Source organism: Pseudomonas sp. GW821-FHT07F01 (assembly GCF_059418825.1).
This window is the reverse complement of the sequence record NZ_JBWKQO010000002.1, coordinates 218,443-245,186: the sequence shown is the minus strand read 5'-3', so window position 1 is coordinate 245,186 and position 26,744 is coordinate 218,443. Positions and strand designations below refer to the sequence as shown.

Below are 26,744 nucleotides of genomic sequence, written 5' to 3'. Positions count from 1 at the left end.
GATCGCACCGGTGCCGGTGTTCAGGCTGAGGCCGGTCGGCAGGCTGCCGGATGTGATGCTGTAGCTGTAGGGCACAGCGCCGCCGGTGGCGTTGAGGGTTGCGCTATAGGGCGTGCCGGCGGTGCCGTTGCTCAGGGAACCGGGGCTCAGGGTGATGCTCGGGGCACCAACGGTAATGCTCACCGTGGCCGGGCTGGAAGTGCCGCTGGCGTTGGTGGCGGTGTAGGTGAAACTGTCGGCACCGGAGAAACCGGCGGCAGGCGTGTAGCTGATGCTGGTGCCGCTGGCCGTGGCGCTGCCATGGCTGGGGGCGCTGGCCACGGCGACGCTGGTGGCGGCACCACCGGTGATGTTCAAGGGAATCGTGTTGGCGCTGCTGTTGGCCGCGACCGTGGTGCTCAGTGCGTTGGCAACTGGTGGCAGGCCGTTGATCAACAAGGTGTAGGCGCGAGAGCCGGTGGCGCTGTAGGCGTCGGTGGCGGTGATGGTCAGGTTGAAGGCACCACCGGCAGTGGGGGTGCCGCTGAGTGTACCGGTGCCGGTGTTCAGGCTCATGCCGGCCGGCAGGCTGCCGGCAGTGATCGCGTAGCTGTAGGGGGCGGTGCCCGCGGAGGTGCTCAGGGTCTGGCTGTAGGCCGTGCTTTGAGTGCCGTTGGGCAGAGTCGTCGGTGTTATCGCCAGGGTGGGCGGGGTGACGGTGATGGTCACCGTAGCCGGGCTGGAAGTGCCGCTGGCGTTGGTGGCGGTATAGGTGAAGCTGTCGGTGCCGGAGAAACCGGCGGTGGGGGTGTAGCTGATGCTGGTGCCGCTGGCCGTGGCAGTCCCATGGCTGGCGGCGCTGGCCACGGCGACGCTGGTGGCGGCGCCGCCACTGAGGCTCAGAGTGATCGAGTTGGCGCTGCTGTTGGCGGCCACCGTGGCGCTGACCGGGCCGACTGTGGGGGCGGGCACGGCGTAGGTATAGCCATTGGTCAGGGTCGCGCTGCCGCCAGGGGTAATGATCGTTACGTTCACTGCGCCCGCGGCATGAGCCGGTGTGGTGGCCGTGATGGTCGTGGCGTTGTTGACGGTATAACTGGGGGCCGCCGTGCCGCCGAAGCTGACCGAGGTGGCGCCGGTAAAATTGCTGCCGGTGAGGGTGACGGCGGTGGCGCCAGCGATGCTGCCGGAGTTGGGGGCAACCGAGGTCAGGGTCGGGGTCGCCGCGCCGGTAACCTCCAGGGTATAGGTGGCGACCCCGGCCTGGTTTCTGCCGTCATTCAGGGAAATGTTGAAGGTGTAGTTGCCGGCGATGGTAGGTGCACCATGCAGCGTGGTGGTCGGACTGTTGGGTGAGGCATCGAGGATCAGCCCCGGTGGCAGGCAGGGGGCCGTATCGTCTGGATCGTCGATATCACACTGGTACCACTTATCCAGGGGCATTTCACCGCCGCTGGAAAGGATCTGGATACTCATCGACTGGCCCACCGTGACCGATGGCAGCGTGGTGCCCGTCCCCGGACTTGTGATCACGGGGGGCGGCAGCAGCGCCATGGCGGCCGTTGGCAGGCTCAAAAGCAGAAAAAGCAGGACCAGCGAACGTGCCAGCGAACCGTGGAAACTACTGCGCGATGTTTTCATAAAGGCTCCCTGCCATTTGCGATCAGCTTTGTCGCGGCCGCATCCAGCGTTAAATGAGTCAAGGTCAAAGGGTAAAATTCAGGTCGCCGTTCCGCGAGACCTGCCTACAGCCGTCATCCGGGCTTTCAGGGGTTGTCCAGCTCCTCCCGAGGCAATTGCCGTGCCGGGCGCCGCATTTGCACATACAGGCCGTTTTCGTCACCGGCCAGAAACCCTAGGCGCTGGTACAGGCCCTGGGCCCGGCTGCCGAGTTCGACGCTCAGGCTACAAGAGTGGCCCTGGGTATCGGCTTCGGTCAGGATTTCCCGCAGCAATGCGCTGCCCAGGCCCAGGCCCTGGCAGTGAGGCAGCAGGGCGATATCGACGACGCGCAGGTCAGTGGCTTGCCGATGCAGGCACAGGCGGCCGATTGCTTCGCCGGCCTGTTCGATGATCAGCCACTGTGCCCTCGGGTAGTGCCGCTCATAGTGCTGGCGTTGCAGCTCGGCTTGGCTGTGCAGGAATGCGTGGCGCTGGGCGTCGCTCCAGCCGGGTACGGCACGGACCTCGGCCCAGCGGCGAGACACGAACAACTCCCGCAGGAAGGCCTGGTCGGTGGTGTTCTGCAGGCGCAGAGCGCCACCGACCGGCAGCACCGCTTGCAGGAGGGGGGCGCAGGCTGGGCTTATCACCACCTTTGTGGATACTCGCCGTTCAGGCAGATGCAATAGCGCAGCGTCAGAAAGGGTTGCATCGCATAACGCTGCGACTCGGCCTTGGCGGTGTCCATCCCGGCAGGGGCCACCGTATCGGGGTGCAGGCTGGGCCCGCCAGTGGCCTGCACTCTGGCGTTGTACAAGCGAATCCCCCGTGGTTGTGCCAGGTAGGCCGTGTTATCGGCTAGGTCCAGGGCCATGGCGTTGTCGCTACCATCCTGGGCCAATACCTGATGGGTGTGGGGGGCGAAGTTTTCCGGTTTCAAGATGGTCTTATCGCCGCCCAGTTTCTGGCCCAGGGTGCGCATGCTCAGGGTGGGGGCCTGACCCTCACCTATGGCGACGCGGCCGCGGAGATCGGGCAGATTGAAGTTGATCCCGTTACTGCCACCATAAATGTTGGCGATCACTGAATAGAGCGCTTGATACTCATTCACGAGCAACAGTCGACCGTCGCAGACGGCCCAGTCCACAGGGGCGAAGTTGAAGGGAAAAAGCCGAATTTCACCAGTAAAAGCATCCATGGTCGATCGTTCCTGAAAAAAGAGGGACTAGGGCTTCGATGGGTAGAGGCCCGTCATGCAGATGATGTAGTTGATCACCAGGGACCCCATCATGTTGCTGTGGGGGGCGACCGATTTATTGGCCACGCCCAGGGCCGGGCTGAGAAAACTCGGGTTCAAGCTGACCATTGTGGAATTGTTGGTTCCCTTGCTGTAAAGCCCGGTGACGCTGTCTGTCGGGCTTACCCGCTTGAACTTGCCGAAACTCAGGCTATTGATCGGTGGGGTGATGGCAACCGGCACGGCGGATGCCGCCTCGTTGGCACTGACCTGGAATCCATGAATATGCGGCGGCGTGTTCTCTGCTGTGAGAGTGATCTGCTCGACGCCCGCCCTCTCGGCCAGGGACCAGCTAGACAAGCCCGGTCCGCTGCCCTGACCGACAGGGGTTCTGCCGCGGTAGTCCGGGAGCTTGAAGGTGTTCCGGCCATCGCCGCCATAGGTACTGCCGATCAAGCTGAACAGGGCGTCGTTGCCCTTGACCGGCAACTCGGTGCCATTGCACAAGGCCCAGCCCTTGGGGGCGAAGTTGCCGGCAAACATACGGATCTCTCCGAGGTATGCATCAGACATATTGCTTTCCTTAGTCGTTAGGCTGTGGGCGTTTGCTTACCGAGGTGGGTAGGTACCAGTGATGGCAATGCAGAAGTTGCCGCCGATCGACGGCTGGATGTTCAACATCGGAAGGCCGGGAGGGCTCACCACCGTGGTGATGTTGAGCGTCACGTGACTTGTATCGCCGAAGGCTACATAGGTGGATCTCGAGACAGCGCCTTTGGAGTTCGAACTGATGGCGGGAATATTGCCCGCCGGCCCGGCGACACCTGCTGCGGTTGAGACGTTGGCGATATGGCTGTGGGTTGCCAGGTTGCTGGCATTCAGCGCGACCAGTTCGGTTCCGTCCATGCTGGCCAGCTCCCGCAGATCCAGCAAAGGGGCGGTCGAAGCATCGAGATTCTCCCCCAGTGCTGCCCGGCCTCGCAGGTCCGGCAGGCCGAAGGTGGTTCGGCCGTCGCCGCCGTAACGGTTGCCGAGCAGGGTTGCCAGCGCCATGTAGTCGTTTACCGCCAGCACCTGGCCCTGACACAAAAGCCAGCCTTGTGGGGCCCAGGACCAGGGGAACAGACGAATCTCGCCGAGAAAGGGTTCCATGTTCTTCGCTCCTTGAAAAGAGGCCTGGCAGAAGTACTTTCCGCAGCTGGCAATTTGATGTTGCGCACGATATACAAAATCGAATTTAGTTAGCAAACAGTATTTCTATCCATGAAAAAAGAGGAACTACTTCCCGGTGTTAGTGGGTTTGAGGCTTATCTTTTTTTACTTGGTCGGTAACATTAAGTTCATCTTGATCGGTAACATTCGATGCGCGTCACAGTCTTGTGCTTTAACGTTTTAGTTGCTGCATAAGCGCAGCGCGGTAAGCCTCATGCCTAGCGGCTTGGCACTAAAGATACAGGCCTTGAGGCATATCGAATGCTGGCTTGCGGCGGGTGGGCGGGGGTTATTGCGCTGCTCGCGAAAGTCCTCTAGTTCGGGCTTTTCAGGCCCTTTCATCACGATCTCTAGTTGAGCGGGAGACGGCAGTGAAAAGTTCAGAAGAAAACAAGGCAGGCTAACGATCTTCCTGGGCGGGAAGCATGGGCCGCTTCCACGGGGAGGGTTCTGGAGTATAGGCAGAGGCTTTGGAAAGTGTTACCCGAAGCGGTCCTTGTTGTTACCCGTTCTTTAAGTTGTTCCCAACTAGAATACTCGGGAGTTAGTGCTTTAAGTCTGGCTTGAAGGGCGTTGTTCAAATGGTGTGCAGAGCTTCTTTCAGGCCTTGCACCTGAAACGGGTAGGGCGCCGCTGCCCTGGCAGGCGGCACCCGGTGCCCGGCTTAGAGCCCGGCGTTTTCCGCCGCTACGCTTTTCGGCTTGCCGTAGTGCCACTCATAGACCACGAACTTGAAGTCCTTGAGATCGCCTTTCTCGTCGAAGCTCAGGTCGCCGGTGGGGGTCTTGAAGGTGCCCTTGTGGATCGCCTCGGCGACTTTTTCCGGGTCTTCGCTCTTGGCTGCGGCGATGCCTCCGGCAATCACTTCCACGGCCGAGTAGGACGGCAGCACGAACGGGCCGCTGGGGTTTTCCTTCTTGGCTTCGAAGGCCTCCACCAGGGCCTTGTTGGCCGGGTCCTGGTCGAAGGACTTGGGCAGGGTCACCAGCATGCCTTCGGAAGCGTCCTTGGCGATCTGCGAGATCGAGTCGTTGCCCACGCCTTCAGGCCCCATGAAGCGTGCGGTCAGGCCCTTTTCCTTGGCCTGGCGCAACAGCAGGCCCATTTCCGGGTGGTAGCCGCCGAAGTAGACGAAATCCACATTGGCCTGCTTGAGCTTGGCCAGGATCGAGGAGTAGTCGCGTTCGCCGACGTTGATGCCTTCGAACATCGCCACCTTGATGCCTTCCTTGCCGAGGATGTCCTTGACCGAGCTGGCAATGCCTTCGCCGTACTGTTGCTTGTCGTGCAGCACCGCCACATTGGTCGGCTTGAGCTGGGCGATGTAGCGTGCCGCCGCCGGGCCCTGGGCGTTGTCCAGGCCGATGGTGCGGAACACCATCTTGTAGCCACGGGCGGTCAGCTCTGGGCTGGTGGCGGCCGGGGTGATCATCACGATGCCTTCGTCTTCGTAGATGTCCGACGCGGGCTGGGTGGAGCTGGAGCACAGGTGTCCGACCACGAACTTGACGCCGTCGTTGACCACCTTGTTGGCCACGGCGACCGCTTGCTTGGGGTCGCAGGCATCGTCGTATTCCACGGCCACCAGTTGCTTGCCGTCGACGCCACCCTTGGCGTTGATCTGCTCGATGGCCATGCGCGCGCCGCTGAACTGCATGTCACCGTATTGCGCCACCGGGCCGGTCTTGGCCCCGGCGATGCCGATCCGGATGCTGTCGGCTGCCATGGAATGGCAGGCCAGGCCGGCAAGGATCATGGCGCTGAGCAGTTGGGTGGCTTTGTTATTGATACGACTCATGGGTTGTTCCACTCCTGTGGGTTACGGTTCTAAGGGTGTTGCGGGTGTTGCCTGGACTGCCGGCGCCCGGGCGCCGGCAGGGTGTTGTAGTCGGCTTTGCCGCCAGATGTGCTGATCCTGCTCAAGGCAGGGCCTTGCCGATTCGGCCCACGGCCTCCAGGGTGGGGCGCGCGGGTTCGGCGCTGGCGTCCAGGGCCTGGGCGATGTCGGCCAGCAGGTCGGCGATGTCTTCCAGCCCCACCGACAGCCGTACCAGGCCCTCGGCGATGCCGTGTTCGGCCCGTTCCTCCTGGGTGTAGGTGGAATGGGTCATGCTCGCCGGGTGCTGGGCCAGGGATTCGGCATCCCCCAGGCTGACCGCGCGGCTGAACAGCCCCAGGGCGTTCATGAAGCGTCGCCCGCTGGCCAGCCCGCCCTTGAGTTCGAAGGCGATCATGCCGCCGGGCAGCTTCATCTGTCTTGCGGCCAGGGCGTGTTGGGCAAAGGATGCCAGCCCCGGGTAGGCGACCCAGGCCACGGCGGGGTGGTCCTGGAGGAACTGGGCGACGGCCTGGGCGTTGGCGCAATGGCGATCCATGCGCAGGGCCAGGGTCTTGAGGCCGCGCATCAGGAGAAAGGCGTCCTGGGGCGAGAGCACCGCGCCGGTCAGGTCCTTCAGGCCCTGCAGGCGGATGCGTTCGGCCAGGGCCTGGCCGGTGACCACGATGCCGGCGGTGATGTCGCCATGGCCGCTGAGGTACTTGGTGGCCGAGTGCAGCACCAGGTCGGCGCCCAGTTCCAGCGGGCGCTGCAGGTAAGGTGTGCAGTAGGTGTTGTCCACCGCCACGAGCAGGCCGGGATGCTGGCGGGCCACCTGGGCCACGGCGGCGATGTCCACCAGTTGCATGTTGGGGTTGGCCGGGGTTTCGAAATAGATCATCCGCGTGGCCGGGCCGATGGCCGCCCGTAGCTCGCCCAGGTCGGTCAGGTCGACATGGCGTACCTTGACGCCGAATTCGCCAAGGCCGTGGTGCAGCAGGGCAAAGGTGCAGCCGTACAAAGTCTGGCCGACGATGACCTCGTCGCCCGGGCGCAGCAGGGTCCACAAGGTCGCGGCAATCGCCCCCATGCCGGAGCCGAACGCCACGGCCGCTTCGCCGTTTTCCAGGGCGGCCATGCGCGCTTCCAGCAACGCCAGGGTCGGGTTGCCGATGCGGGTATAGAAGTAGCCGGGTTCTTCACCGGCAAAACAGCCCGCGCCGTATTCGGCGGTGGCGAAGGTGAAGGTGGAGGTCAGGTAGATCGGCGGGATCAGCGCGCCCTGATGCTCCTGGGGGTTGTAGCCGTGATGGATGGCACGGGTGGAAAAACCAAGGTCACTGTTTTTATTGTTCATGGTGAACGCTCCCGGATTTACTCTAATGCTATGCTCAAATCCGGCGCAATAATTTCCAATATCGGCCCTTTAAAACCGAATAATTGGAATAAATAACCATAAAAATAAGATAAAAAGGTAAGACATGCCCCTCGATCTGGACCGTATCGACAAAGCCCTGCTGATCGCTCTGCAAGACAACGCCCGGCTGACCAATGCCGAGCTGGCGGACAGCGTCGCCTTGACCACCTCGCCGTGCTGGCGCCGGGTAAAGATTCTCGAAGAGAGCAGGGTGATTACCGGTTACCAGGCGATCCTCTCGCCCAAGGCGCTGGGCTATGGGGTCACCGCCTTTGTCAGCGTGATGATGGAATCCCACTCCCAGGACACCGCCCGGGCCTTCGAGCAGCGGCTGCTGGAGATCCCGGAAATCATCGCCTGCCACAACGTCTCCGGGCGCTACGACTTTCTCCTCGAAGTACTGGCCAAGGACCTGGAATCATTCGGCGAGTTCGCCCGTGAAGTGTTGCAGACCCTGCCGGCGGTGAAGGAGATCTATTCGAGCTTTTCCTTCAAGTCGGTCAAGCCGTTGCGGCAGATTCCGGTACAAGAGTGAGCGCAGGCGGGGCGCCAGCGTCCCTGCGACTCACAAGCAACCTTGCTGTCTGAAACAGGCCCTCAGCGAAGGAGCGCCGGCCAGGGTTCACACCGCGCCCGGGGCCGCGAGGTTGCAATATTGTCCTTTGAAATACAGCAATGGCTGCGCAGCAGTCGCTTGCTGCAGGTTCAGCGCCTTGACTTCACCGATCACGATCAGGTGGTCACCGGCGACGTGTTCGGCATGAATTTCACAATCGAGCCAGTGCAGGCTGCCGGCAATGATCGGGTTGCCCAGCGGCGATTCCTGCCATTGAACTCCCTGCCACTTGTCCGTGCCTTTGCTTGCGAACTGGTTGGAAATCCTGACCTGCTCGCCTGAGAGGATATTGACCATGAAGCGGCCCGCCTGACGAATCTTGGGATAGCTGGCCGAGCTGGACATGACGCTGAATGACACCAGCGGCGGGCTCATCGACACGCTATAGAACGACTGGCACGTAAAGCCGAGTGGCTCGCCATCAACCTGCGAGGTAATCACCGTGATGCCGGATGCGTAGTGCCCGAGCGCTTCGCGAAAGCGCATTGGCTCGATAGCCGTACTGGGAAGTGACATGGCGGGTCCTGAATATTGGGTACTGTCCGACAGCGCGCAGAGGGGTGAAGCGGCGGCTTTTCAATCCACCGCTTCACCCCTCTGGCACACCACTTGCGGCTTTAGCTCAGCGCAGGTTCGAGAGTTCTCTTCGGATGATTTCTGCGCCGGCACTTAACGCCTTCAGCTTGCCCCTTGCCACGCCACGGGATAAGGGCGCCATGCCACAGTTGGTGCAGGGATAGAGCTTGTCGGCATCCACGAACTGCAATGCCTTGCGCAGGGTGTCGGCCACTTCCTCGGGTGTTTCAATGGTGTTGGAGGCCACATCAATGGCCCCGACCATCACCTTCTTGCCTCTGATGAGTTCAATGAGATCCATTGGGACATGAGAGTTGTGACATTCCAGCGAGACGATATCGATACTGGATTTCTGCAGCTTGGGGAACGCCTCTTCATATTGCCGCCACTCTGATCCCAGGGTCTTTTTCCAGTCCGTATTGGCCTTGATGCCATAGCCATAGCAAATGTGCACCGCCGTTTCGCATTTAAGACCTTCAATGGCTCTTTCCAGGGTGGCCACACCCCAGTCATTCACTTCATCGAAGAAGACGTTAAAGGCGGGCTCATCAAACTGGATGATATCCACGCCGGCCGCCTCCAGCTCCCTGGCTTCCTGGTTGAGGATCTTGGCGAATTCCCAGGCCAGTTTTTCGCGGCTTTTGTAATGGCTGTCATAAAGCGTGTCGATCATCGTCATCGGGCCTGGCAGCGCCCACTTTATGGGTTGCTCGGTCTGCTGGCGCAGAAACCTGGCATCTTCCACGAAAACCGGCTTCTGGCGACTGACAGCCCCCACCACCGTGGGGACGCTCGCATCATAGCGATCACGAATCCTGACGGTTTCACGTTTTGCAAAATCAACGCCGCTGAGGTGTTCGATGAACGTCGTGACAAAGTGCTGACGTGTCTGCTCGCCATCACTGACGATATCAATGCCTGCTTGCTGTTGTTCTTGCAGTGACAAGCGCAAGGCGTCCTGCTTGCCTTCAACCAGTTCTTCCTCTTGCAACTTCCAGGGCGACCAGAGTGTTTCAGGTTGTGCAAGCCAGGAAGGTTTAGGCAAGCTGCCGGCAGTTGAAGTGGGTAACAACTTTTTCATCATGGGTGACCTTGTATTTTTGATGAGTCAAAGAGCGTAATTGGCGGACCACTGCTCAAGAATGGTCTGGTATGGCTTGATGAAGTTGTTCTCGACAAACTGCCCTTGCTCAATCGCCAGGCGGCTACGTTCTTCTCGGTCATAGACAATTCGAGTCAATGAATAGTCCTGGTGCTTCAGGCTCGGTTGATAGGATTTGCCTGCTGCAGAGTTGGCATTGTAGATCTCTGGCCGGTAAATCTTCTGGAAGGTGTCCATCGTGCTGATGGTGCTGATCAGTTCCAGGTTGGTGTAATCACTGAGCAAATCGCCGGCAAAGTAGAAAGCCAAAGGCGCAACGCTGTTGGACGGCATGAAGTAACGAACCTTCAACCCCATCTTGTTGAAGTATTCATCTGTTAGAGAATATTCGTCCTGCTGGTATTCAATGCCCAGTACAGGGTGCTGGTTTTCAGTCCGATGGTAGGTCTTGCTGCTCGAAACGCTCAGGCAGATCACCGGTGGCTTGTTGAAGTTTTCCTTGTAAGTGCTGGAGTTGATGAAGTGCTTGAATAGCTTTCCATGCAGCTCTCCGAAGTTTTCCGGAATGCTGAACTTTGGTCGCTCCCTGTTGTGCTCCGGCAACAGCACGCTGAAGTCGTAGTCCCGTACGTAAGAGGAAAAGTTGTTTCCTACAACGCCCTCAAAGCGTTCGTTGGTCTTTCGATCGAAAATATTGGTTTTCAATATTTCAATCAGGGGGATGGCATGGCCACTGCTTTGAGTGTCGATGTCCATCTCCACGGAGATGATTTCAAGCTCGACTGCATAACGATCGCCCTTGGGGTTATCCCAATGCGCCAAGGCATTGAAGCGGTTGTCAATCATCCTCAAGGTATTGCGCAAGTTCTCTTGGCGACTCTTGCCCCTGGCCAGGTTGGCAAAGTTGGTGGTGATGCGCGTATTCTCGGACGGGTGATAATCTTCGTCGAAGCAAATGCTCTTGATGGCGAATGTGAAGTCGTTGTTCATTGTAATCTGGCATCCTGATTTCCGAGATAAGTCCTGAACTTGTTTGTTGGCTTTCAGTGCTTTCCAGTTTTGTTTCTGGCTGCTTTTGCTCGGTAGTCTTTATGTTGTCTATTATTGAGGCGCATCTTATGTCGAGCTATTAATTGAGTACTAATGAATTGATTTCACCAAGTCTTTAGTCACATTCATGATGAGATATTCACTCAATCGCAAAAGCCTATTTGCCCCAGTATTCATTGCCCGGCCAAACCACTGGTTGAGGGTGTGCCTGGGCTCTGGCGCAATCCGACCCGTGGTGGCTGCGGCAGCACTCGACAGGGCCGCCAGTGCCAGATGGGCCGGGAGCTGGCCCATCAATGCAATTGCTGCTCGTCCAGGTAGCGGTTCAGGCATTCGATGAACGCCTGGTGCTTGCGGGTCTGGCGCCGGTGGGCGGGGTAGATCACATGGATCCTCGGGCCGAACTGCTCCGGGTCCAGCTGCGCCTCGGGCAGCAGTTGCACCAGCTCGCCGCGACGCAGGTAGGGCGCGGCGCTCCACTGCGGGCACAGTTGCAGGCCCAGCCCGGCCAGTAGGGCACCGAACAGGAAATCGTAATTGTCACTGGCCAGCCGCGGCACCGGCTGGGGCACACGCTGCTGCTCGCCATTCAAGGTGAAGCGCCAGAAATGCGGGTTCAGTGCCGGGTGACGGAAGATCAGCCAGTCATGCTCGGCAAAATGCGCCGGGGTCACCGGCAAGGGCTGGCGCTGCAGATAGCGCGGGCTGGCGCAGAGCAGGATGCGGTTGGCCGTCAGCGGGCGGGCGATCAGGTCCGGCAGCTCCACCGGCCCGTCGCGCACGGCCAGGTCATAGCCGCCACTTTGCAGGTCGACGAATTCGTCGGTGAGCTCCACGTCCAGGCGCATCTGCGGGTACTGCTCAAGAAAGCCGTAGCAGGCGCCATTGAGAAAGGCCGGGGCGAAGGAGGGCGGCGCCACCAGGCGCAGGGTGCCGCACATTTCCTGCTGCAGCCGCTCGATGTCTTCCCCGGCCTGTTGCAGTTGGCGCAATACCTGCCGGGCGCTGGCCAGGTAGATATGCCCGGCCTCGGTGAGAGCGATCCGGCGTGTGGAGCGCTCCAGCAAGCGGGTGCCGAGCTGGCTCTCCAGGTGGCTCACTGCCTTGGTCAGGGCCGAGGTGGTCTTGCCCAGGCACGCGGCGGCGCGGGTGAAGCTGCCCTGATCGACCGTGGTCACGAACATGGTGATGGCGCCCAGCTGGTCCATTGCAGTCTTGCCTCTTTGGAAAGGATGGGTTGCGCGAAGCAGTATTCTTAAGCACCGGTGACTTGGCTAGTCTCTGGCGCATTCTGAGCCAAGGGTGCGAACAACCATGAAAAAGACGCTGAATATCACGCTGGCCTCGGCCCTGGCCCTGGTCTCGCTGCACAGCCAGGCCGCGGTGGACCTGGTGCTGCACAACGCCAAGGTGTTCACCGCCGAGCAGGGCCAGCCCCTGCAACAGGCGGTGGCGGTGGAGCAGGGGCGCATCGTCATGGTCGGCAGCGATGCCCAGGTGCTGGCGCTGAAGACCCCGGGCACCCAGGTCATCGACCTGCAGGGCAAGGTGCTGATGCCGGGGTTCATCGACAGCCACAGTCATGCCATCTTCGGGGGCCTGAAGCTCAAGGCCGCCGACCTGGAAACCCAGCAACTGCCCCTGGACGAGCTGGAGCAGCGCCTGCGCGGCTGGCGCGATGACGGCAAGGCGCGGCATGGCGAGATCCTCAGCGTCAGCGGTTTTCCCTCGACCTACTGGAGCCAGGTGGACGCCCTGGAACAGCGCTTCAACCAGGGCGAATGGGCCGATGTACCGATTCTGTTCGTTGGCTGGGACTACCACACCGGCTGGGCCAACCGCGCCATGCTCAAGCGCGGCGGCATAGACGCCGCGCGGGTCAAGGCGCTGCAGGGCGAGGCCCAGGCCACCATCGGCCATCACCCGGACAGCAGCCCCAACGGTTTTGTCGCCGATGCCGGGCTCTCGGCCCTGACCTCGCAACTGCCGCCGCCGAGCTTCGAGCAGTTGCTCGACGCTGGGCGCGCCGCCCGCGACCTCAACCTGAGCCTGGGCATCACCGCGCTGATGGACCCGGCGGCCAACGCCACCCCGGGCGACGCGCTGTTCGCCATGCATCCCACGGCCCAGACCGTCGGTGTGCTGCCGGTGTACAAGGCGCTGGCGCAGAAGGGCGAGCTGACCCTGCGGGTCGCGGCCCTGATGGTGGCCAATCCCAAGAGCCGCCCGGCGGACCTGGAGGTGCTGGAGCAGGTGCGCCAGCAGTTCCTCGGGGTGCCGAACCTGAGCCTGCCGGGGATCAAGATCTTCGCCGACGGTGTCGCCGAGTTTCCGGCGCAGACCGCTTCCCTGCTGACCCCCTACAAGAACTCGAAGAAGGACGGCGAACTGCTGATCGACCCGGCGCATTTCGGCGAGCTGGTCAGCGCCGCCGATGCCCGTGGCTGGCTGGTGCATGTGCATGCCATTGGCGACCGCGCGGTGCGCGAATCCCTCAACGGCATCGAGCAGGCGCGGCGTGATCGCCAGAGTGGGGTGGTGCACTCCATCACCCACTTGCAGATGGTCAACCCCAAGGAGTTCGCCCGCTTCAAGCCACTGGACGTGATCGCCTCCATGCAGCTGTACTGGGCCGCCGCCGATGAGCTGAGCATCGATTTGCTCCAGCCCTACATCAGCGCCATGCAGTTCCAGTTCATGTACCCGGCCCGCTCGCTGCTGAAGAACGGCGCCACCATCGCCGGGGCCAGCGACTGGCCGGTAAGCACCCCGGAACCCTGGAAGGCCATCGCCCAGGCCATCAACCGCAAGGGGCCCAAGGGCGTGTTGAACAAGGACGAAGGCATCGACCGGGAAACCATGTTCTACGCCTACACCCGCAACGCCGCGCGGGCCATTGGCCTGGAGCAGCAGATCGGCAGCCTGGCCCCGGGCAAGCAGGCCGACCTGATCGTTCTTGACCGCGATGTGTTCCAGGTGCCCCAGGAGCAACTGGCGCAAACCCAGGTGCTCAAGACCTACTTTGCCGGGCGTGAGGTGTATAGCCGGCCGTGATGCTGCATGGATGCCGGCCGGGCCCGCGATCTTCATCGCGGGCTTTTTTTTGCCTTGTCGACCACTGCGACGCCTTCGCTGGCAAGCCAGCGCCTACGGGCGAACGGCCTCACGGCCAAACACTTTTCTGCACGGCGATGATTGACGCGGCCAGAGCGTATCCCTATTCTTTGTCGACCAACAAAGAATAGGGAGCAGTTCGATGAAAACCCTCAAGGGGCCCAGCCTGCATCTGGCGCAATTCAGCGCCGAGACGGCGCCGTTCCACAATTTGCCGGCGATTGCCCAATGGGCCGCCGACCTGGGTTTCAAGGCGCTGCAGATCCCTGCCTGGGATGCGCGGTTGTTCGACGTCGCCACGGCGGCCGAGAGCCAGGACTACTGCGATGAACTCAAGGGCCAGCTGGCGCAGAAGGGCCTGCAGATCAGCGAGCTGACCAGCCATATCTTCGGCCAACTGGTGGCGGTGCACCCGGCCTACGACGCGATGTGCGACAACTTCGCGCCGCCAGCGCTGCGGGGCAATCCGCAAGCCAGAACGGCCTGGGCCATGGAGCAGATGAAGCTGGCGGCCAAGGCTTCGCGACGCCTGGGGCTGAGTGAGCTGGGGACCTTTTCCGGGTCCCTGGCCTGGCCTTATCTGTTTCCCTTTCCCCAGCGCCCCGAGGGCCTGATCGAGACGGCGTTCGACGAGCTGGCGCGGCGCTGGCGGCCGATCCTCGATGCCTGCGACGAGCAGGGGGTCAACCTGTGCTACGAGATCCACCCCAGCGAGGACCTGCACGACGGCACCAGCTTCGAACGCTTCCATGAATTGGTGGACCATCACCCGCGTTGCAACATCCTCTTCGACCCCAGCCACTTCGTGCTGCAACAGCTGGACTACCTGAGTTACCTGGACATCTACCACGAGCGCATCCGCATGTTTCACGTCAAGGATGCCGAGTTCAATCCCAGCGGCCGCCAGGGCATCTACGGCGGCTACAGCGCCTGGGTCGAGCGCGCCGGGCGCTTCCGTTCCCTGGGCGATGGCCAGGTGGACTTCAAGGGGATCTTTTCCAAGCTGGCGCAATACGACTACCCGGGCTGGGCGACCCTGGAATGGGAGTGCTGCCTCAAGGATCAGGAGGATGGCGCCCGGGAAGGTGTCGAGTTCATCAACCGGCACATGATCCAGGTCACCCAGCGCATCTTCGACGACTTCGCCGGCGCGCAGATCGACCGCCAACAGATCAACGCCATGCTCGGCATTGCCTGACCCTTCAGCGAGAACACACCATGAATGCTTTGACTGACAACCTCCAGGCCGACAGCCTCGACCTGGTTCACCGTTACGTGCGCGTCGATGGCCAGCGCATCCACTGTGTCACCGCCGGCACGGGCCGGCCGGTGCTGCTGATTCCCGGCTGGCCGCAGACCTGGTACGCCTGGCGTCAGGTGATCCAGGCCCTGGCTGCCCAAGGCTTCCAGGCCATTGCCGTGGACCCGCCGGGCAGCGGCCAGTCCGACCGCCCTGAGCACGGCTACGACACCGGCCATGTGGCCGGGGTGCTGCACCAGGTGATGGGGCAGTTGGGTTTCGAGCGCTACAGCGTGGTCGGCCACGACGTCGGCATGTGGATCGCCTACGCCTTGGCCAGCGACCATCCGCAGGCGGTGGAGCGCCTGGCGCTGACCGAGGCGGTGATCCCCGGGCTGGCGGATGCACCACCGATTTTCGTCGCGCCGCAGCAGAACATCTTTCTCTGGCACTTCATGTTCAACCAGCTGCGGGATTTGCCGGAAGCCTTGATCGCCGGGCGCGAGCGGGCCTACCTGAATTACATCTTCGACCACTGGTCCCATCGCCGCGAGGCGGTGGCCGCCGAAGTCTACATCGAGGCCTACGCTGCCCCGGGCGGGTTGCGCGCAGGCTTCGCCTATTACCGGGCGATCCCCGAGACGGTGCGCCAGAATCAGCTGCGCGCGCAGCGGCCGCTGACCATGCCGGTGCTGGCCATTGGTGCCGAGCACGCCACCAACGATGCACCTCTGCTGACCCTGCAGGGCCATGCCAATGACTTGCGCGGGGCCATTGTCGAGGACTGCGGGCACTTCATCATGGAAGAGGCACCGGAGGAATTTCTCGCGCTGCTGCTGCCGTTTCTGCAGGAGGGCCGTGACTGAGGCAGGGCGCGGGCAAGGCCGCGGCCACGGAAATTGGCCGCGGCCGGCGCAAATCTAATATCATTTCGTCCCGGCGCCCTGCGCCAACCGGCTGTTCGGGCTCAACCGAGCGCCTTCCCTGTCCCGACGAGATACCCGACCCCCATGGCTGGAAGACCCCGCGAATTCGACCGTCACCAGGCACTGCGCCAGGCGCTCGAACTGTTCTGGCGCCGTGGTTTCGAAACCACCTCCATGGCCGACCTGGTGGCGGCCCTGGGCATCGCCTCGGCGCGCATCTATGCCGCCTTCGGCTCCAAGGAGGCGTTGTTTCGCGAGGCCATCGAGCTGTACGAAAGCCAGGAAGGCGGTTTCGCCGACCTGGCCCTGCAAGAGCCCTGCGCCTACGTCGCCATCGAGCGCATGCTGCAAGAAGCGGTGGCACTCTACACCCGGGCCGACGGCCCCCGTGGCTGCATGGTGGTGGCCTCGGCGGTGAACTGCTCAAGCGACAACGACAGCGTGCGCGAATGGCTGGCCGAACATCGCCGGGCGCGTACCGCAAGCATTATCCAGCGCCTGGAAGCCGCGCAGCAGGCGGGTGAATTGCCCGGCCACAGCGATGCAACCTCCCTGGGCGATTATTACTCTACGGTGCTCCACGGGCTGTCGGTGCAAGCCCGCGACGGCGTCAGTGCGGCGCGCCTGCTGCAGGGCGTGGCGCTGGCCATGCAGGTCTTTGCGCGAACCGCCCAAGGGAATTGAAGCGGCGCTGCACCCTGGCTCCGCCTGGGAGCCTTTGCCCGCAATCCGGGAGCAGCGATGCTGGCCCGGGTTGTGCATTTTTTCAGCGGGTCCCGGACCCGTCCCATCATCGAAAGAGTATGACGCCCCCCCATGAGTGATTCCGCGGCGACACCCCAAGGCAACTGGCAGCCGGTCATCGCGCTGGCGTTGGCGGCCTTTGTCTTCAACACCACCGAGTTTGTGCCGGTGGGCCTGCTCAGCGCCATTGGCGCCAGCTTCGACCTGCCCACCGAGCGGGTCGGTCTGATGCTCACCATCTACGCCTGGATCGTGTCCCTGACCTCGCTGCCGGTGATGCTGCTGACCCGCAACATCGAACGACGCAAGCTGCTCACGGTGCTGTTCGGGCTGTTTATCGTCAGCCATGTGTTCTCCAGCCTGGCCAGCAACTTCGGCCTGCTGATGCTCAGCCGCATCGGCGTGGCCCTGGCCCATGCACTGTTCTGGTCCATCACCGCGTCCCTGGCGGTGCGCCTGGCGCCGCCGGGCAAGCAGGTGCAGGCCCTCGGGCTGCTGGCCACCGGCACCTCACTGGCCATGGTCCTGGGCATTCCCCTGGGCCGCTTGCTGGGCGAGGCCCTGGGCTGGCGCACCACGTTCAGCGTGATCGCGGCCATGGCCGGCCTGCTGGTGCTGTGGCTGATCCGCACCTTGCCGCTGCTGCCGAGCCAGAACTCCGGTTCCCTGCGCAGCCTGCCGCTGCTGTTCAAGCGCCCGGCGCTGGTGGCGATCTATGTGCTTACCGCCCTGGTGGTGACAGCGCAGTTCACCGCCTACAGCTACATCGAGCCTTTCATCAAGGTGGCGGCGGGCCTGGGGGGCGAGGTGGTGACCCTGGTCCTGCTGGTGTTCGGCGGCGCCGGGATCATCGGCTCGCTGCTGTTCAGCTGGCTGCACCGCCACAGCCCCCAGGGGTTTCTACTGACCGCGGTGGCGCTGCTGGCGCTGTGCCTGAGCCTGCTGTTGCCGCTCAATGGCCACGTCTGGTCGCTGGTGGCCCTGAGTGTGTTCTGGGGCATGGCGATCATGGGCTTCGGCCTGGCCCTGCAATCCAAGGTACTGGTGCTGGCGCCGGACGCCACCGACGTGGCCATGGCGATGTTCTCCGGCATCTACAACATCGGCATTGGCGGCGGTGCGCTGCTGGGCAGTTGGGTCGGCGGGCAGCTGGGCTTTGCCTATGTCGGCCTGGCGGGTGGCGCCCTGGCGACCCTGGCCTTGCTGTTGTACAGCCTGGCCCTGGGCCGCATGAGCCGCACCAGCGTGTAGCCGCTGCCGCAGGCTGCGAACGGTCTGGGCGGCACTCCGTCGCAGCGACGCGGCGATCTTGAGGCCGATAGAGGTGCGGCGGTCGATCGTCAAGCAAGGTCCTGCGGACCTTTTCGCAGCCTCGCGGGCTCAGCAGCGGCGACAGGGCCGCAGGGTTTCGATAATGCGCGTCGTTCGCCCGAAGGTTACCGGCGTCGGGCTACGGGCCAGCAGGCGACCAGTACGAGCAGCAGCGCCGCCAGCAGGTAGGGCAGGCGTGGCTCCAGCCCGTAGATCAGGGTCCCGGCCAGGGGCCCGACCACTACCCCCAGGCCCTGGGCCGCGCCGATGGAGCCGGCCGTGGCGCCCTGTTCGGCGGCGTCCACCGAGTTGCTGGCCAGGGCGGCGAAGGAGGGGAAGATCCAGCCCATGCCGGCGGCCGAAACAAAGAACCCCAGCCACAGCACCCAGGCCTGGGCCGCGAGAATGCTGGTGACAAAGCCCAGCGCCGCCACCAGGGCGCCGATGCGGATCATCCGCAGCGGCGGCCATTCCAGTTTGCGCACCACCAGTTGCGAGGCGATCAGCGCCACCCCCACCAGGGTCAGGGAAATGCCGGCGGTCTGCGCCGCATCGGCCGGGCTCATGCCCAGGCGGTCGAGGGCGAAGAAGCCCACGGTGATCTGCGCCATGGCCACGCACAGCATCGAGACGAACGCCACCACCAGCGGCCGGCGCAGGCGCGGGTCGCCCAGGCTCACTGGCTTGGGCGGCTGCTTGAGGTGCAGTTCCTGGCGCGGCAGCCGTGCCTTGAGGAAGGCGAAGCCCAGTAGCGGCAGCACCGCCAGCGCATAGAACGGCAGGCTCAGGCTGTGGCGCGCCAGCAATGCGGCAAGCGCCGGCCCCAGGACCAGCCCGCAGGCGTTGGCCGCCCCCAGGGACGCCATGGCCCGGGCGCGATGCTCGGGTTCGATGTTGTCGGCGATCAGCGCATAGCCGCCCACCGGGATTGCCGCATAGAACACCCCGATCAGGCCGCGGCCCAGCAGCAACCCGGCAAACGCCAGCAGCGCCGAAGGCAGGGCGTGCAGCGCCACGTCGATAAACAGGCTGAGGGCGAGAAAGGCCAGGGTGAAGCCGCCGGTGCCCAGCAGCAGGATGCGCCGCCGACCGAGGCGGTCACTGGCCCGGCCCCAGGGCCGGGCCAGGAGCATCCAGATCACCCCGGAGACGGTCACCGCCATCCCTGCCTGCCAGGTGGCCAGGCCGAGAATCCGCGCAATGGGGCCGATCAGCGAAACGAACGCCATCATCGCCATGGTGCAGGCCAGGTTGGCCACCAGCAGCGGGCGCAGGTCGAAGGCCGGGGCGGCCTGGGGCGTGTCCAGGGTGTCGAGGGACAGCTGTTGAGCGTTGGTCATGGTTTATCCCAGGGCTGAGTGAGAGGGCAGGCGGCCGTCGACCATCACCAGCGGTCGACCGCGTACCTGTTCCAGGCTGGCGTCGACGCCGTAGACGTCGCGCAGCAGTTGTGGGTTGATCACCTCCAGGGCCGGCCCGGCGGCGGCCAGGCGGCCATGGTGCAGCACCACCACCTGCTGGCTGAAACCCAGGGCCAGGTTGATGTCGTGGACCACCACCAGGGTGATCAACTGGCGCTCGCGGGTGGCCCGGGTGATGGCTTCCACTACCTGGCACTGGTGGTACAGGTCCAGGGCGCTGGTGGGTTCGTCCAGCAGCAGCACCCGGGGCTGGCGCACCAGGGCCTGGGCCAGGCCCACCAGTTGGCGCTGGCCACCGGAGAGGGCGTCGATCGGGCGGTCGGCCAGGGCGGTGAGGTCCAGGTCCTGCAGCACTTGCTCGACCCCCTGCAACACCGCCGCGCTGGGCCGGCCAGGGGCGAAACCGCCAGTGCGATGCCCGGCCATGGCAGCGCTGAGCACTGCTTCGAAGGCGCACAGGCGGGTACGTTCCGGCAGGCTCTGGGGCAGGTAGACGATGTGCTGCGCCCGTTCCACCTGGGGCAGGCGGTTGAGGTCGACGCCGTCCAGCAGTACCTGGCCCGAGGTCTTGTGCAACCCGGCGATGCCCCGCAGCAGGGTCGACTTGCCCGCCGCGTTGGGGCCGATCAGCGCGGTCACGCTGCCCCCGGCCAGGGGCGGCAGGGCCACGTCGCACAGCACCTGGCGGTTGCCGTAGTGCATGTTCAGGCCGGCGGTGCACAGGCCGGCGTTGGAGGACACAGGCGGCTTCACAGGACACCTCGACGGTTGCGCATGACGATGGCCATGAAGAAGGGAATGCCCACCAGGGCGGTGACGATACCCACCGGAATCAGCACCCCGGGGATCAGCGCCTTGCTGGCGATGGAGGCCATGGACAGGATCAGCCCGCCGCTGAGCACGCTGGCCGGCAGGAACAGCCGATGGTCTTCGCCCACCAGCAGGCGGGCAATGTGCGGGGCGATCAGGCCGATAAAGCCGATGGTGCCGACAAAGGACACCGCCAGGGCCGACAGCAGGCTGATGCGCAACAGTGACAGCAGGCGCAGGCGGCCAACGTCGATGCCGAAGCTGCGGGCCCGTTCCTCGCCCAGGGTCAGGGCGGTCAGGGCCCAGCTCTGGCGCAGGGAGAAGGGCAGGCACAGCAACAGCGCCAGGGCCAGTACCGCGAGCTTTTCCCAGGAGGCCCGGGCCAGGCTGCCCAGGGTCCAGAACACCAGTTGCTGCAGGCTGTCCTGGGTGGCGACGAATTGCAGCAGCGCCACCAGGGCATTGAAGGCGAACACCAGGGCGATGCCGAACAGCACCAGGCTTTCCACGCCGAAGCCGCGCCAGCGTGCCAGCAGGTACAGCAGGGCCACCGAGACCAGGGCGAAGAGGAAGGCGTTGGCCGAGATCAGGTACTGCGCCGGCACCCCGGGAAGGCCCAGGCCGAGGACGATGGCCAGGGCTGCACCAAACGCCGCGGCGGCGGATACACCGAGGGTGAAGGGGCTGGCCAGGGGGTTATCGAGCACGGTCTGCATCTCCGCGCCGGCCAGGGCCAGGGCGGCCCCCACCAGCACCGCCATCAGGGCGTAGGGCAGGCGCACGTTCCACACGATCACCGCTTCCACCCGGGGCATCGAGCCCGGGTCCCAGAGCACCTGCAGCAGGCGCGACAGGCTCATCCCCGAAGGCCCGGTGGTGATGTCCAGGGCCAGGGACAGCAGCAGGGCCAGGGCCAGCCCGCCCAACAGCAGCACTCGGCGCCCGTGGCGTCGCTGGTAATGGCCGGCGGCAAGGTTGTCCGCCACGTCGGTGGCAGCCTGGGTCATGGTTTCAGGCTCGTGGCGAACACGCCGCTGGCGGGAATCGGCATGAAGCGCTGGTACAGCTCGCGGCGGGTCTGGTCCGGGTCCAGGTCCTTGAACAGCTCCGGGTGCAGCCACTTGGCCAGGGCCTGGACCGCGATCAGGTGTTCCGGCGAGTCATAGAAGATGTGCCACAAGCCGTGCACATTGCCTTCGCGCACCGCCCGCAGTTCATTCAGCGGCGGGCGGTTGGCGGCCTGGCGCAGGCTGTCCCGGGCCTCTTGCAAGGTGGCGGAATAACCCAGGGTCACGCCGCCCTGGCCGGCGGCAAAGACCCCGGTGGCCACGTAAACGTCCGGGTCGCTGGAGAGAATGTACTCCACGTTGAGCACACCAATGGGCCCGGGTATGCGCCCGTCGGCAATGTTGCGCCCGCCCGCCAGCTTGATCATCTCGCCGAAGTTGCCGGTGCCCGGGGAGCCGCAGCAGTCCTGCAGCCCGGCGAGCATGTCGATGAAGATCTTCGGCTGCTTGACGGTACCGGCCTTGGCCAGGGTCTGGGTGACCTTGGCCAGGGACTGTTGATAGAAGGCAATGAATTCCTCGGCCCGCTGCTCACGGCCCAGGGCCTGGCCCAGCAGGCGCATGCTGGGCACGGTGTTGCTCAGGGGATGGTCGCTGAAGTCGACGAAGATCACCGCCACCCCGGCGGCCTCCAGCTGTTTCACCGCCTCGCTGTCGGGGCTCGGCCCATGGCCGCCGCTCAGGGCCATGATCGCCAGGTCCGGGTGCACCGCCAGGGCCTTTTCGACGCTGAAGGTCTCGGCCGAGGTGCCGCCCACCAGCGGCACCTTGTCGGCCTGGGGGAAGACCTTGTGATAGGCCTCGTAGCCCTGCACGTCGAGGCCGCGAAAGTCCCCTTGCCAGCCGGCGAGACGGGCGAACGGGTTCTGGCCTTCGAGCAGCGACAGGGAATAGATCATCCGGCCTTCGCCGAGCAGGATGTGCTCGACCTTCTCCGGCACCTGGACCTGGCGTCCGGCCAGATCGGTGAGGGTCGCGGCGCTGGCCGTGGCGGCCCATAGCAGGCCCAGGGGCAGCAGGCCGAGCAAGAGCCCGCGCTGGGCGCGGCGCAAGAAATCACGGTGTGTCATGGCTAGTTTCCTTGAACGATTGGACGGCCCGGCGGGCAGCGCGCTTGCGCCACCACAGCAGCAGGCCGGTGAGGTACAGAAGGGGTAACGAAATACCGCAGAGAAAAGCCAGCCAGGCGCCGGGGGTGCCCAGCAGCAAGTGGCCATGGGCCGCGGAAAACAGCGGCTTGATCGCCATCGGCTGGGCGCCGGGCCAGGTGAAGAGGTCGGGGCGTGCCAGCCAGGCACCGCTGCCGGCAATCAGCAGCAGCGGCAGGCACAGCCAGGCCGCCGCCACGTTGTGCCATTCCCGCAGGCGCCGGTTGCCCCGGCTGCCGGGACGCAGGCTGGCGGCCTTCCACCAGCTGCGCCGGCCCGGCCACCACAGGTACAGGCCACTACCCAGGGAGCCCAGCAGCGCCAGGCCACAGAGCAGCACCAGGTTCGAACCCCAGGCTGGCGGCAGCAGCAGGCTGCGGTGCAGCGCCACCAGCTTGGCCAGCCACAGGTCCTCGAAGACGAAGAAGCCCCGGGGTTCGCCGCTATAAGGATCGATCATGGCGATGCCGGTGCCGGGACGCTCCTTGAGGGCCCCGAAGACGATCACATTGTCCGATTCGAGAAAGCCCTGGCGCGGTGGGGCTGCGCCGAAGACCTTGTGCAATTGCGGGTAGGCGTCGGAGGCGGCCCTGATCCAGGCGTCCTGTTGCAGCAGCGTGCCATGCTCGCCAGGGGCCAGTTGCAGCATCTGCGCACCGACCTCCCAGCGCAGGATCGGCCCCTTGAGCTCCAGCAGCGAACCACTGAGGCCCAGCAGCGCGAGGAACAGCCCCAGGCACAGGGCCAGCCAGCGGTGCAGCCTGAGCCAGATATCACGCATGGACAGCATCGGCGGCTTACCAGCGATAGCGCAGGCTGGCGATGACACTGCGGTCATAACCGGCGCTGCAATTGGTCAGTGAGCAGCCTTCGTAATAGTGCTTGTCGGTGAGGTTGGTGGCATTCACCGCCAGGCGCAGGCCCTTGGCCGCCGGGATCAGCTTGTCGAAGTCGTAGTGCACCGCCGCGTCCAGCAAGGTGTAGGAGGGCACGCGCTGGGTGTTGGCGGCATCGGCCTCGGTGGAGCCGATGTAACGCACCCCGGCGCCAAAGCCCAGGCCGCTCAGGGGGCCTTCGGGCAAGGTGTAGTCGGCCCACAGCGAGGCCATTTTTTCCGGGGTGTCGGTGGGGCGTTTGCCCTTCTCCAGCGGGTTGTTGCTCTTGCTCACCTCGGCGTCGTTGTAGGTCAGCGCCGCCAGCAGGTCCAGGCCCCGGGCCAGGCTGGCCTTGCCTTCGAGCTCGATGCCGCGCACGTTCACTTCGCCGGTCTGCAGGGTATTCAACGGGTTGGCGGGATCGGCGGTCTTGACGTTTTCCTGGGTCAGGTCGAACAGCGACAGGGTGATGTAGCTGTCGATGCCCGGCGGCTGGTACTTGACCCCCACTTCCGATTGCTTGGCGCTGGTGGGCTTGTACGGCGTGCCGTAGAAGTTGGTGCCCAGCACCGGGTCGAAGGACGTGGAATAGCTGATGTAGGGTGCCAGGCCGTTGTCCGCCAGGTACACCAGCCCGGTGCGGTAGGTGAACTTTTCGTCGTCCTGCTTGCTGCCGCTGTCGTTCATGCGGTTATCGGTACGGGCGCTGGAGCGGTCCTGGCGTCCGCCGACGGTGAGCACCCAATGCTCATCGAAGGTGAACTGCTGCTGGGCGTAGACCCCGACCTGATCGGCGCGCTGCACGGTGTTGGTGAAGGGGGTGCTGGGGTCGAACACGCCGCCGTGCACCGGGTTATAGATGTCGATGGGCGAAGCCGCGCCGCCGCGCAGGTAGTAGTCCTCGCGGGTGCGCCGGTAGTCGATCCCCAAAAGCGACACCATTTGCGTGCTGCCCAGGTTCCAACGGGCCTGGGCATTGTTGTCCAGGGAGTAGGTGTCGCCGACGATGCGAAAGCGATAGGCAGCGCGGTTCAGGGTGCGCAGGTCCGGGGCCAGGGACATGCCGCTGGCGGTGTTGGTCAGCAGGTTGACGTGGCCGTAGCGGGCGCTGGAATTGAGGCTCCAGACGTCATTCAGGCGGTGCTCCAGCAGGTAGCCCAGGGAGTACTGGGTGCGGTCGTTGTCCAGCCCCGGTTCATCGAGGAAGACGTTGTGCCTGACCTTGCCATTGGGGTTGCCAAGCAGGGTGCCCTGGGCCGGCAGGAACACCCGCGGCGCGCCGAACGTGTCCTGGGTGTAGTCGGCCAGGAGGGTCAGGCTGGTGTCGTCGTTGGGCTTCCAGGTGAAGGAGGGCGCGAAGTACTGTTTGTCGTCCTTGATGTGATCGAACTGGGTGCCGCTGTCGCGCTCCAGGCCCACCAGGCGATAGAGGAATTGCCCTTCATCATCCAGCGGCCCGCTGAAGTCGAACTGGCCCTGGGCTCGGTCGAAGCTGCCCCCCTGGATCTGCACTTCATGGAAGGGCTTGTCCAGCGGGCGCTTGCTGATCTGGTTGACCACGCCCCCCGGCGAGTTCTGCCCGAACAGCACCGAGGCCGGGCCCTTGAGCACATCGATGCGCTCCAGGCCATAGGCTTCGACCTTGGGCCAGGCCTGGGCGGTATTGCCCTTGAGGCCATCGCGGAGCATGCCGGTGGTGACGTCGAAACCGCGGATCGAGAGGGTGTCGAAGCGCTGGCTGGCGGCGGTGGTATTGGCCTGGACCCCGGCGGTGTAGCGCAGCGCCTCGTTCACCGATTGCACCTGCTGGGCATCCATCTGGTCGCGGGTGATCACGGAAATCGACTGGGGAATTTCGCTCAGGCTGGCATCGGTCTTGGTTCCGCTGAGGCTGCGCTTGGCCACGTAACCGGCCTGCGGCCCGGTGGCGGAGTCGGGCTGGGTGGCGCTGATCACGCTGGTGTCCAGGGTCAGGGCGTGATCCTGGTCGGTATCGCCATCGGCGGCCAGCGCGGCGCCGGCCTGGGTCAGCGAGAGGCCCAGGGCCAGGCCGTGGATCAGGCACGCCAGCGGGTTGCGGCCCAGAGCTGGACGCGAGACCACACAATTGACGGGACAACCTGAGGTGTTTCGGTGCGCAACGCGGCTACCCATGCTTCACTCCGTGATGGGGATTAAATGAGAATGCAAACGTATCTCATTTGTGAGCTTGGGTTGCGGGCTAAAACTTTGGCTTGAGCGACCATTTCTTTCGTTTGCGGTACGGCGCGGGGAGGGCGCCCGGATCACCAGGCGCAGCTTTGGATGGAGCAGGCTCGAGCAGGAGCGGGCTCAACGCAAGGACTTGGGCGACACCCCGAAGCGCTTGCGAAAGGCCGTGGAGAAATGCGCCGGGCTGTAGCCGACCCGATAAGCCGCGCTGGAGACATTGGTCTCGCCACTGGCCAGCAAGCGATAGGCTTCGCCCAGGCGCTGCTCCTGCAGGTAGGCATAGACGCTGGTGCCAAACACCTGACGGAAACCGGCGGTGAGCTTGCGCGGGTTCAGGCCCACCTGGCGCGACAGCTCCGACAGCGAAGGCGAATCCTGCAATGAGTTGAGCAGCAGGTCACGGGCGGCATGGATGCGCTCGATGTCCGCCGAGCTGCACGGGCTGTCCTGCAGTGGCCTGGATTCGGCCTGGGCGAGAATCCCCTCGACCCCCAGGGCGGTGAGTTCCAGGGCCTTGCCACCCAGGTAGAAGGAGCGGGTCGGGCCCTGCAGCGGGCAGGTGAAGATCTGTTGCGCCAGGGCCAGCAGCGGTTTGCTCGCCGGCTGGCAGAACAGCATCGGGCCGCCGCCGCGCTGATCGAGCAGGCGCTCGGGTTCCAGGCCGACATTGCGGATCGAGGGGAAGTCCAGCTGCACTGTGGTGTAGCGCACCGGCACGCCGCTGGCGAACAGGTGGTCGCCGCAGTGCTCGCCCTGGTTTGCCACGGCGCACAGGGTCGGCCCGCGGATCTCCACTTCGGGCTGGCCTTCGACCCGGCAATTGAGCTGGCCGCTGAGCACCAGGATGATTTTCAGGCCTTCCCAGAGCGGCTCCTGCATCCACATCTGGCTGTCCATCAGCACGGTCCCGGTGGAGAGGGTGACCTCCGGGACTACAGCGGCCGACCCGGTGTGCTGCGGGTTGGGAAAGTGCAGGGTGGAATCCCTTTTGACAGGCTGCGGCGCAGCGTTGGGGCTGAGCATGGCGAACTCCCTGTGGACCTGAAAAGAGGCCATACGCTAGCAGGAAATTGCCTTTCTGTAATTAAGAATGATTATCCTTTAGCCTTCGAGCACCGTCCTGCCGGGCTCTTTCCGGGGCGCGCCGCGCAATCAAAAGAAAAAGCCGCGCAAACGAATGTCCTGCCGATTGCCGGGTCCGGCAAATTGC

General features: G+C 64.0%; 24 protein-coding genes. 6 read left to right on the top strand and 18 right to left on the bottom strand.

Going from position 1 to position 26,744, the window contains the following annotated elements:
* The 7 genes from AC07R1_RS07380 to AC07R1_RS07350 all read right to left on the bottom strand — a co-directional run.
* The coding region (locus AC07R1_RS07380) for a beta strand repeat-containing protein (protein WP_495110352.1) at positions 1-1,455 on the bottom strand (1,455 nt) is incomplete at its 3' end.
* A 290-nt stretch (positions 1,456-1,745) separates the two neighbouring features.
* Entirely contained in the window at positions 1,746-2,294 is a 549-nt protein-coding gene (locus AC07R1_RS07375) for a GNAT family N-acetyltransferase (RefSeq protein WP_495110351.1), read from the bottom strand.
* The gene (locus AC07R1_RS07370; RefSeq protein ID WP_015635980.1) at positions 2,288-2,839 is read right to left on the bottom strand and encodes a phage tail protein; all 552 of its coding nucleotides are present in this window, start codon (positions 2,837-2,839) and stop codon (positions 2,288-2,290) included. Before AC07R1_RS07370 ends, AC07R1_RS07375 begins: the two co-directional genes overlap by 7 nt.
* 27 nt (positions 2,840-2,866) lie before the next feature.
* On the bottom strand, positions 2,867-3,451 hold the full coding sequence (locus AC07R1_RS07365; RefSeq protein ID WP_015635979.1) for a phage tail protein: 585 nt from the start codon (positions 3,449-3,451) through the stop codon (positions 2,867-2,869).
* A gap of 36 nt (positions 3,452-3,487) precedes the next feature.
* Positions 3,488-4,030, bottom strand: a complete 543-nt coding sequence (locus AC07R1_RS07360) for a phage tail protein (protein WP_495110350.1) — start codon at positions 4,028-4,030, stop codon at positions 3,488-3,490.
* A gap of 724 nt (positions 4,031-4,754) precedes the next feature.
* On the bottom strand, positions 4,755-5,888 hold the full coding sequence (locus AC07R1_RS07355) for a branched-chain amino acid ABC transporter substrate-binding protein (protein WP_011061795.1): 1,134 nt from the start codon (positions 5,886-5,888) through the stop codon (positions 4,755-4,757).
* 121 nt (positions 5,889-6,009) lie between these two features.
* Entirely contained in the window at positions 6,010-7,263 is a 1,254-nt protein-coding gene (locus AC07R1_RS07350; RefSeq protein ID WP_015635977.1) for a methionine gamma-lyase, read from the bottom strand.
* Positions 7,264-7,387: 124 nt separating this feature from the next.
* Here AC07R1_RS07350 and AC07R1_RS07345 point away from each other — a divergent pair, with 124 nt between their 5' ends.
* Positions 7,388-7,858 (top strand): Lrp/AsnC family transcriptional regulator, encoded by a 471-nt coding sequence (locus AC07R1_RS07345; RefSeq protein WP_495110349.1) that lies wholly within the window; start codon positions 7,388-7,390, stop codon positions 7,856-7,858.
* Between the two features lie 87 nt (positions 7,859-7,945).
* On the opposite strand, the gene AC07R1_RS07340 is transcribed toward AC07R1_RS07345, so the two are convergent.
* The 4 genes from AC07R1_RS07340 to AC07R1_RS07325 all read right to left on the bottom strand — a co-directional run bounded on the left by AC07R1_RS07340 (position 7,946) and on the right by AC07R1_RS07325 (position 11,875).
* The gene (locus AC07R1_RS07340; RefSeq protein WP_019094510.1) at positions 7,946-8,455 is read right to left on the bottom strand and encodes a flavin reductase family protein; all 510 of its coding nucleotides are present in this window, start codon (positions 8,453-8,455) and stop codon (positions 7,946-7,948) included.
* Between the two features lie 106 nt (positions 8,456-8,561).
* On the bottom strand, positions 8,562-9,596 hold the full coding sequence (locus AC07R1_RS07335) for a methionine synthase (protein WP_176707094.1): 1,035 nt from the start codon (positions 9,594-9,596) through the stop codon (positions 8,562-8,564).
* 27 nt (positions 9,597-9,623) lie between these two features.
* Entirely contained in the window at positions 9,624-10,607 is a 984-nt protein-coding gene (locus AC07R1_RS07330; RefSeq protein ID WP_011061790.1) for a DUF1852 domain-containing protein, read from the bottom strand.
* Between the two features lie 353 nt (positions 10,608-10,960).
* Positions 10,961-11,875, bottom strand: a complete 915-nt coding sequence (locus tag AC07R1_RS07325) for a LysR family transcriptional regulator (RefSeq protein ID WP_011061789.1) — start codon at positions 11,873-11,875, stop codon at positions 10,961-10,963.
* Positions 11,876-11,981: 106 nt separating this feature from the next.
* Here AC07R1_RS07325 and AC07R1_RS07320 point away from each other — a divergent pair, with 106 nt between their 5' ends.
* From AC07R1_RS07320 to AC07R1_RS07300, 5 genes are all read left to right on the top strand, one after another.
* Positions 11,982-13,721 (top strand): amidohydrolase, encoded by a 1,740-nt coding sequence (locus AC07R1_RS07320; RefSeq protein WP_495110348.1) that lies wholly within the window; start codon positions 11,982-11,984, stop codon positions 13,719-13,721.
* Between the two features lie 202 nt (positions 13,722-13,923).
* Entirely contained in the window at positions 13,924-14,979 is a 1,056-nt protein-coding gene (locus tag AC07R1_RS07315) for a sugar phosphate isomerase/epimerase family protein (RefSeq protein ID WP_011061787.1), read from the top strand.
* Between the two features lie 20 nt (positions 14,980-14,999).
* Positions 15,000-15,887, top strand: a complete 888-nt coding sequence (locus AC07R1_RS07310; protein ID WP_019094506.1) for an alpha/beta fold hydrolase — start codon at positions 15,000-15,002, stop codon at positions 15,885-15,887.
* A 144-nt stretch (positions 15,888-16,031) separates the two neighbouring features.
* Entirely contained in the window at positions 16,032-16,631 is a 600-nt protein-coding gene (locus tag AC07R1_RS07305; RefSeq protein ID WP_011061785.1) for a TetR/AcrR family transcriptional regulator, read from the top strand.
* A gap of 132 nt (positions 16,632-16,763) precedes the next feature.
* A complete protein-coding gene (locus AC07R1_RS07300) occupies positions 16,764-17,942 on the top strand; it encodes a sugar transporter (RefSeq protein WP_011061784.1) in 1,179 nt (392 codons plus the stop codon).
* Between the two features lie 185 nt (positions 17,943-18,127).
* Here AC07R1_RS07300 and AC07R1_RS07295 read toward each other — a convergent pair whose 3' ends face one another.
* The 7 genes from AC07R1_RS07295 to AC07R1_RS07265 all read right to left on the bottom strand — a co-directional run bounded on the left by AC07R1_RS07295 (position 18,128) and on the right by AC07R1_RS07265 (position 26,557).
* Entirely contained in the window at positions 18,128-19,342 is a 1,215-nt protein-coding gene (locus AC07R1_RS07295) for an MFS transporter (RefSeq protein ID WP_495110347.1), read from the bottom strand.
* Between the two features lie 3 nt (positions 19,343-19,345).
* Positions 19,346-20,164, bottom strand: coding sequence for an ABC transporter ATP-binding protein (locus tag AC07R1_RS07290; protein ID WP_244868134.1), 819 nt, complete (start codon positions 20,162-20,164; stop codon positions 19,346-19,348).
* Between the two features lie 8 nt (positions 20,165-20,172).
* Positions 20,173-21,240, bottom strand: a complete 1,068-nt coding sequence (locus tag AC07R1_RS07285) for a FecCD family ABC transporter permease (RefSeq protein WP_495110346.1) — start codon at positions 21,238-21,240, stop codon at positions 20,173-20,175.
* Complete coding sequence (locus AC07R1_RS07280; protein WP_019094503.1) at positions 21,237-22,370, bottom strand: ABC transporter substrate-binding protein; 1,134 nt, start codon at positions 22,368-22,370, stop codon at positions 21,237-21,239. The genes AC07R1_RS07285 and AC07R1_RS07280 overlap by 4 nt, the downstream gene beginning before the upstream one ends.
* Entirely contained in the window at positions 22,357-23,229 is an 873-nt protein-coding gene (locus tag AC07R1_RS07275; RefSeq protein WP_231114246.1) for a PepSY-associated TM helix domain-containing protein, read from the bottom strand. Before AC07R1_RS07275 ends, AC07R1_RS07280 begins: the two co-directional genes overlap by 14 nt.
* A 16-nt stretch (positions 23,230-23,245) precedes the next feature.
* The gene (locus AC07R1_RS07270; protein WP_495110345.1) at positions 23,246-25,477 is read right to left on the bottom strand and encodes a TonB-dependent siderophore receptor; all 2,232 of its coding nucleotides are present in this window, start codon (positions 25,475-25,477) and stop codon (positions 23,246-23,248) included.
* Positions 25,478-25,654: 177 nt separating this feature from the next.
* Positions 25,655-26,557: an AraC family transcriptional regulator gene (locus AC07R1_RS07265; protein WP_011061777.1), complete on the bottom strand. Its 903-nt coding sequence runs from the start codon at positions 26,555-26,557 to the stop codon at positions 25,655-25,657.
* Positions 26,558-26,744 lie beyond the last annotated feature (187 nt).

Excerpts from the sequence above, each read along its gene's own strand:
- AC07R1_RS07370 (WP_015635980.1), bottom strand. The coding sequence starts at position 2,839 with ATGGATGCTTTTACTGGTGAAATTCGGCTTTTTCCCTTCAACTTCGCC.
- AC07R1_RS07265 (WP_011061777.1), bottom strand. The coding sequence starts at position 26,557 with ATGCTCAGCCCCAACGCTGCGCCGCAGCCTGTCAAAAGGGATTCCACC.
- AC07R1_RS07335 (WP_176707094.1), bottom strand. The coding sequence starts at position 9,596 with ATGAAAAAGTTGTTACCCACTTCAACTGCCGGCAGCTTGCCTAAACCT.
- AC07R1_RS07350 (WP_015635977.1), bottom strand. The coding sequence starts at position 7,263 with ATGAACAATAAAAACAGTGACCTTGGTTTTTCCACCCGTGCCATCCAT.
- AC07R1_RS07300 (WP_011061784.1), top strand. The coding sequence starts at position 16,764 with ATGAGTGATTCCGCGGCGACACCCCAAGGCAACTGGCAGCCGGTCATC.
- AC07R1_RS07270 (WP_495110345.1), bottom strand. The coding sequence starts at position 25,477 with ATGGGTAGCCGCGTTGCGCACCGAAACACCTCAGGTTGTCCCGTCAAT.
- AC07R1_RS07320 (WP_495110348.1), top strand. The coding sequence starts at position 11,982 with ATGAAAAAGACGCTGAATATCACGCTGGCCTCGGCCCTGGCCCTGGTC.
- AC07R1_RS07340 (WP_019094510.1), bottom strand. The coding sequence starts at position 8,455 with ATGTCACTTCCCAGTACGGCTATCGAGCCAATGCGCTTTCGCGAAGCG.
- AC07R1_RS07280 (WP_019094503.1), bottom strand. The coding sequence starts at position 22,370 with ATGACACACCGTGATTTCTTGCGCCGCGCCCAGCGCGGGCTCTTGCTC.
- AC07R1_RS07345 (WP_495110349.1), top strand. The coding sequence starts at position 7,388 with ATGCCCCTCGATCTGGACCGTATCGACAAAGCCCTGCTGATCGCTCTG.
- AC07R1_RS07295 (WP_495110347.1), bottom strand. The coding sequence starts at position 19,342 with ATGACCAACGCTCAACAGCTGTCCCTCGACACCCTGGACACGCCCCAG.
- AC07R1_RS07275 (WP_231114246.1), bottom strand. The coding sequence starts at position 23,229 with ATGCGTGATATCTGGCTCAGGCTGCACCGCTGGCTGGCCCTGTGCCTG.
- AC07R1_RS07355 (WP_011061795.1), bottom strand. The coding sequence starts at position 5,888 with ATGAGTCGTATCAATAACAAAGCCACCCAACTGCTCAGCGCCATGATC.
- AC07R1_RS07285 (WP_495110346.1), bottom strand. The coding sequence starts at position 21,240 with ATGACCCAGGCTGCCACCGACGTGGCGGACAACCTTGCCGCCGGCCAT.
- AC07R1_RS07365 (WP_015635979.1), bottom strand. The coding sequence starts at position 3,451 with ATGTCTGATGCATACCTCGGAGAGATCCGTATGTTTGCCGGCAACTTC.
- AC07R1_RS07305 (WP_011061785.1), top strand. The coding sequence starts at position 16,032 with ATGGCTGGAAGACCCCGCGAATTCGACCGTCACCAGGCACTGCGCCAG.
- AC07R1_RS07315 (WP_011061787.1), top strand. The coding sequence starts at position 13,924 with ATGAAAACCCTCAAGGGGCCCAGCCTGCATCTGGCGCAATTCAGCGCC.
- AC07R1_RS07360 (WP_495110350.1), bottom strand. The coding sequence starts at position 4,030 with ATGGAACCCTTTCTCGGCGAGATTCGTCTGTTCCCCTGGTCCTGGGCC.
- AC07R1_RS07330 (WP_011061790.1), bottom strand. The coding sequence starts at position 10,607 with ATGAACAACGACTTCACATTCGCCATCAAGAGCATTTGCTTCGACGAA.
- AC07R1_RS07325 (WP_011061789.1), bottom strand. The coding sequence starts at position 11,875 with ATGGACCAGCTGGGCGCCATCACCATGTTCGTGACCACGGTCGATCAG.
- AC07R1_RS07310 (WP_019094506.1), top strand. The coding sequence starts at position 15,000 with ATGAATGCTTTGACTGACAACCTCCAGGCCGACAGCCTCGACCTGGTT.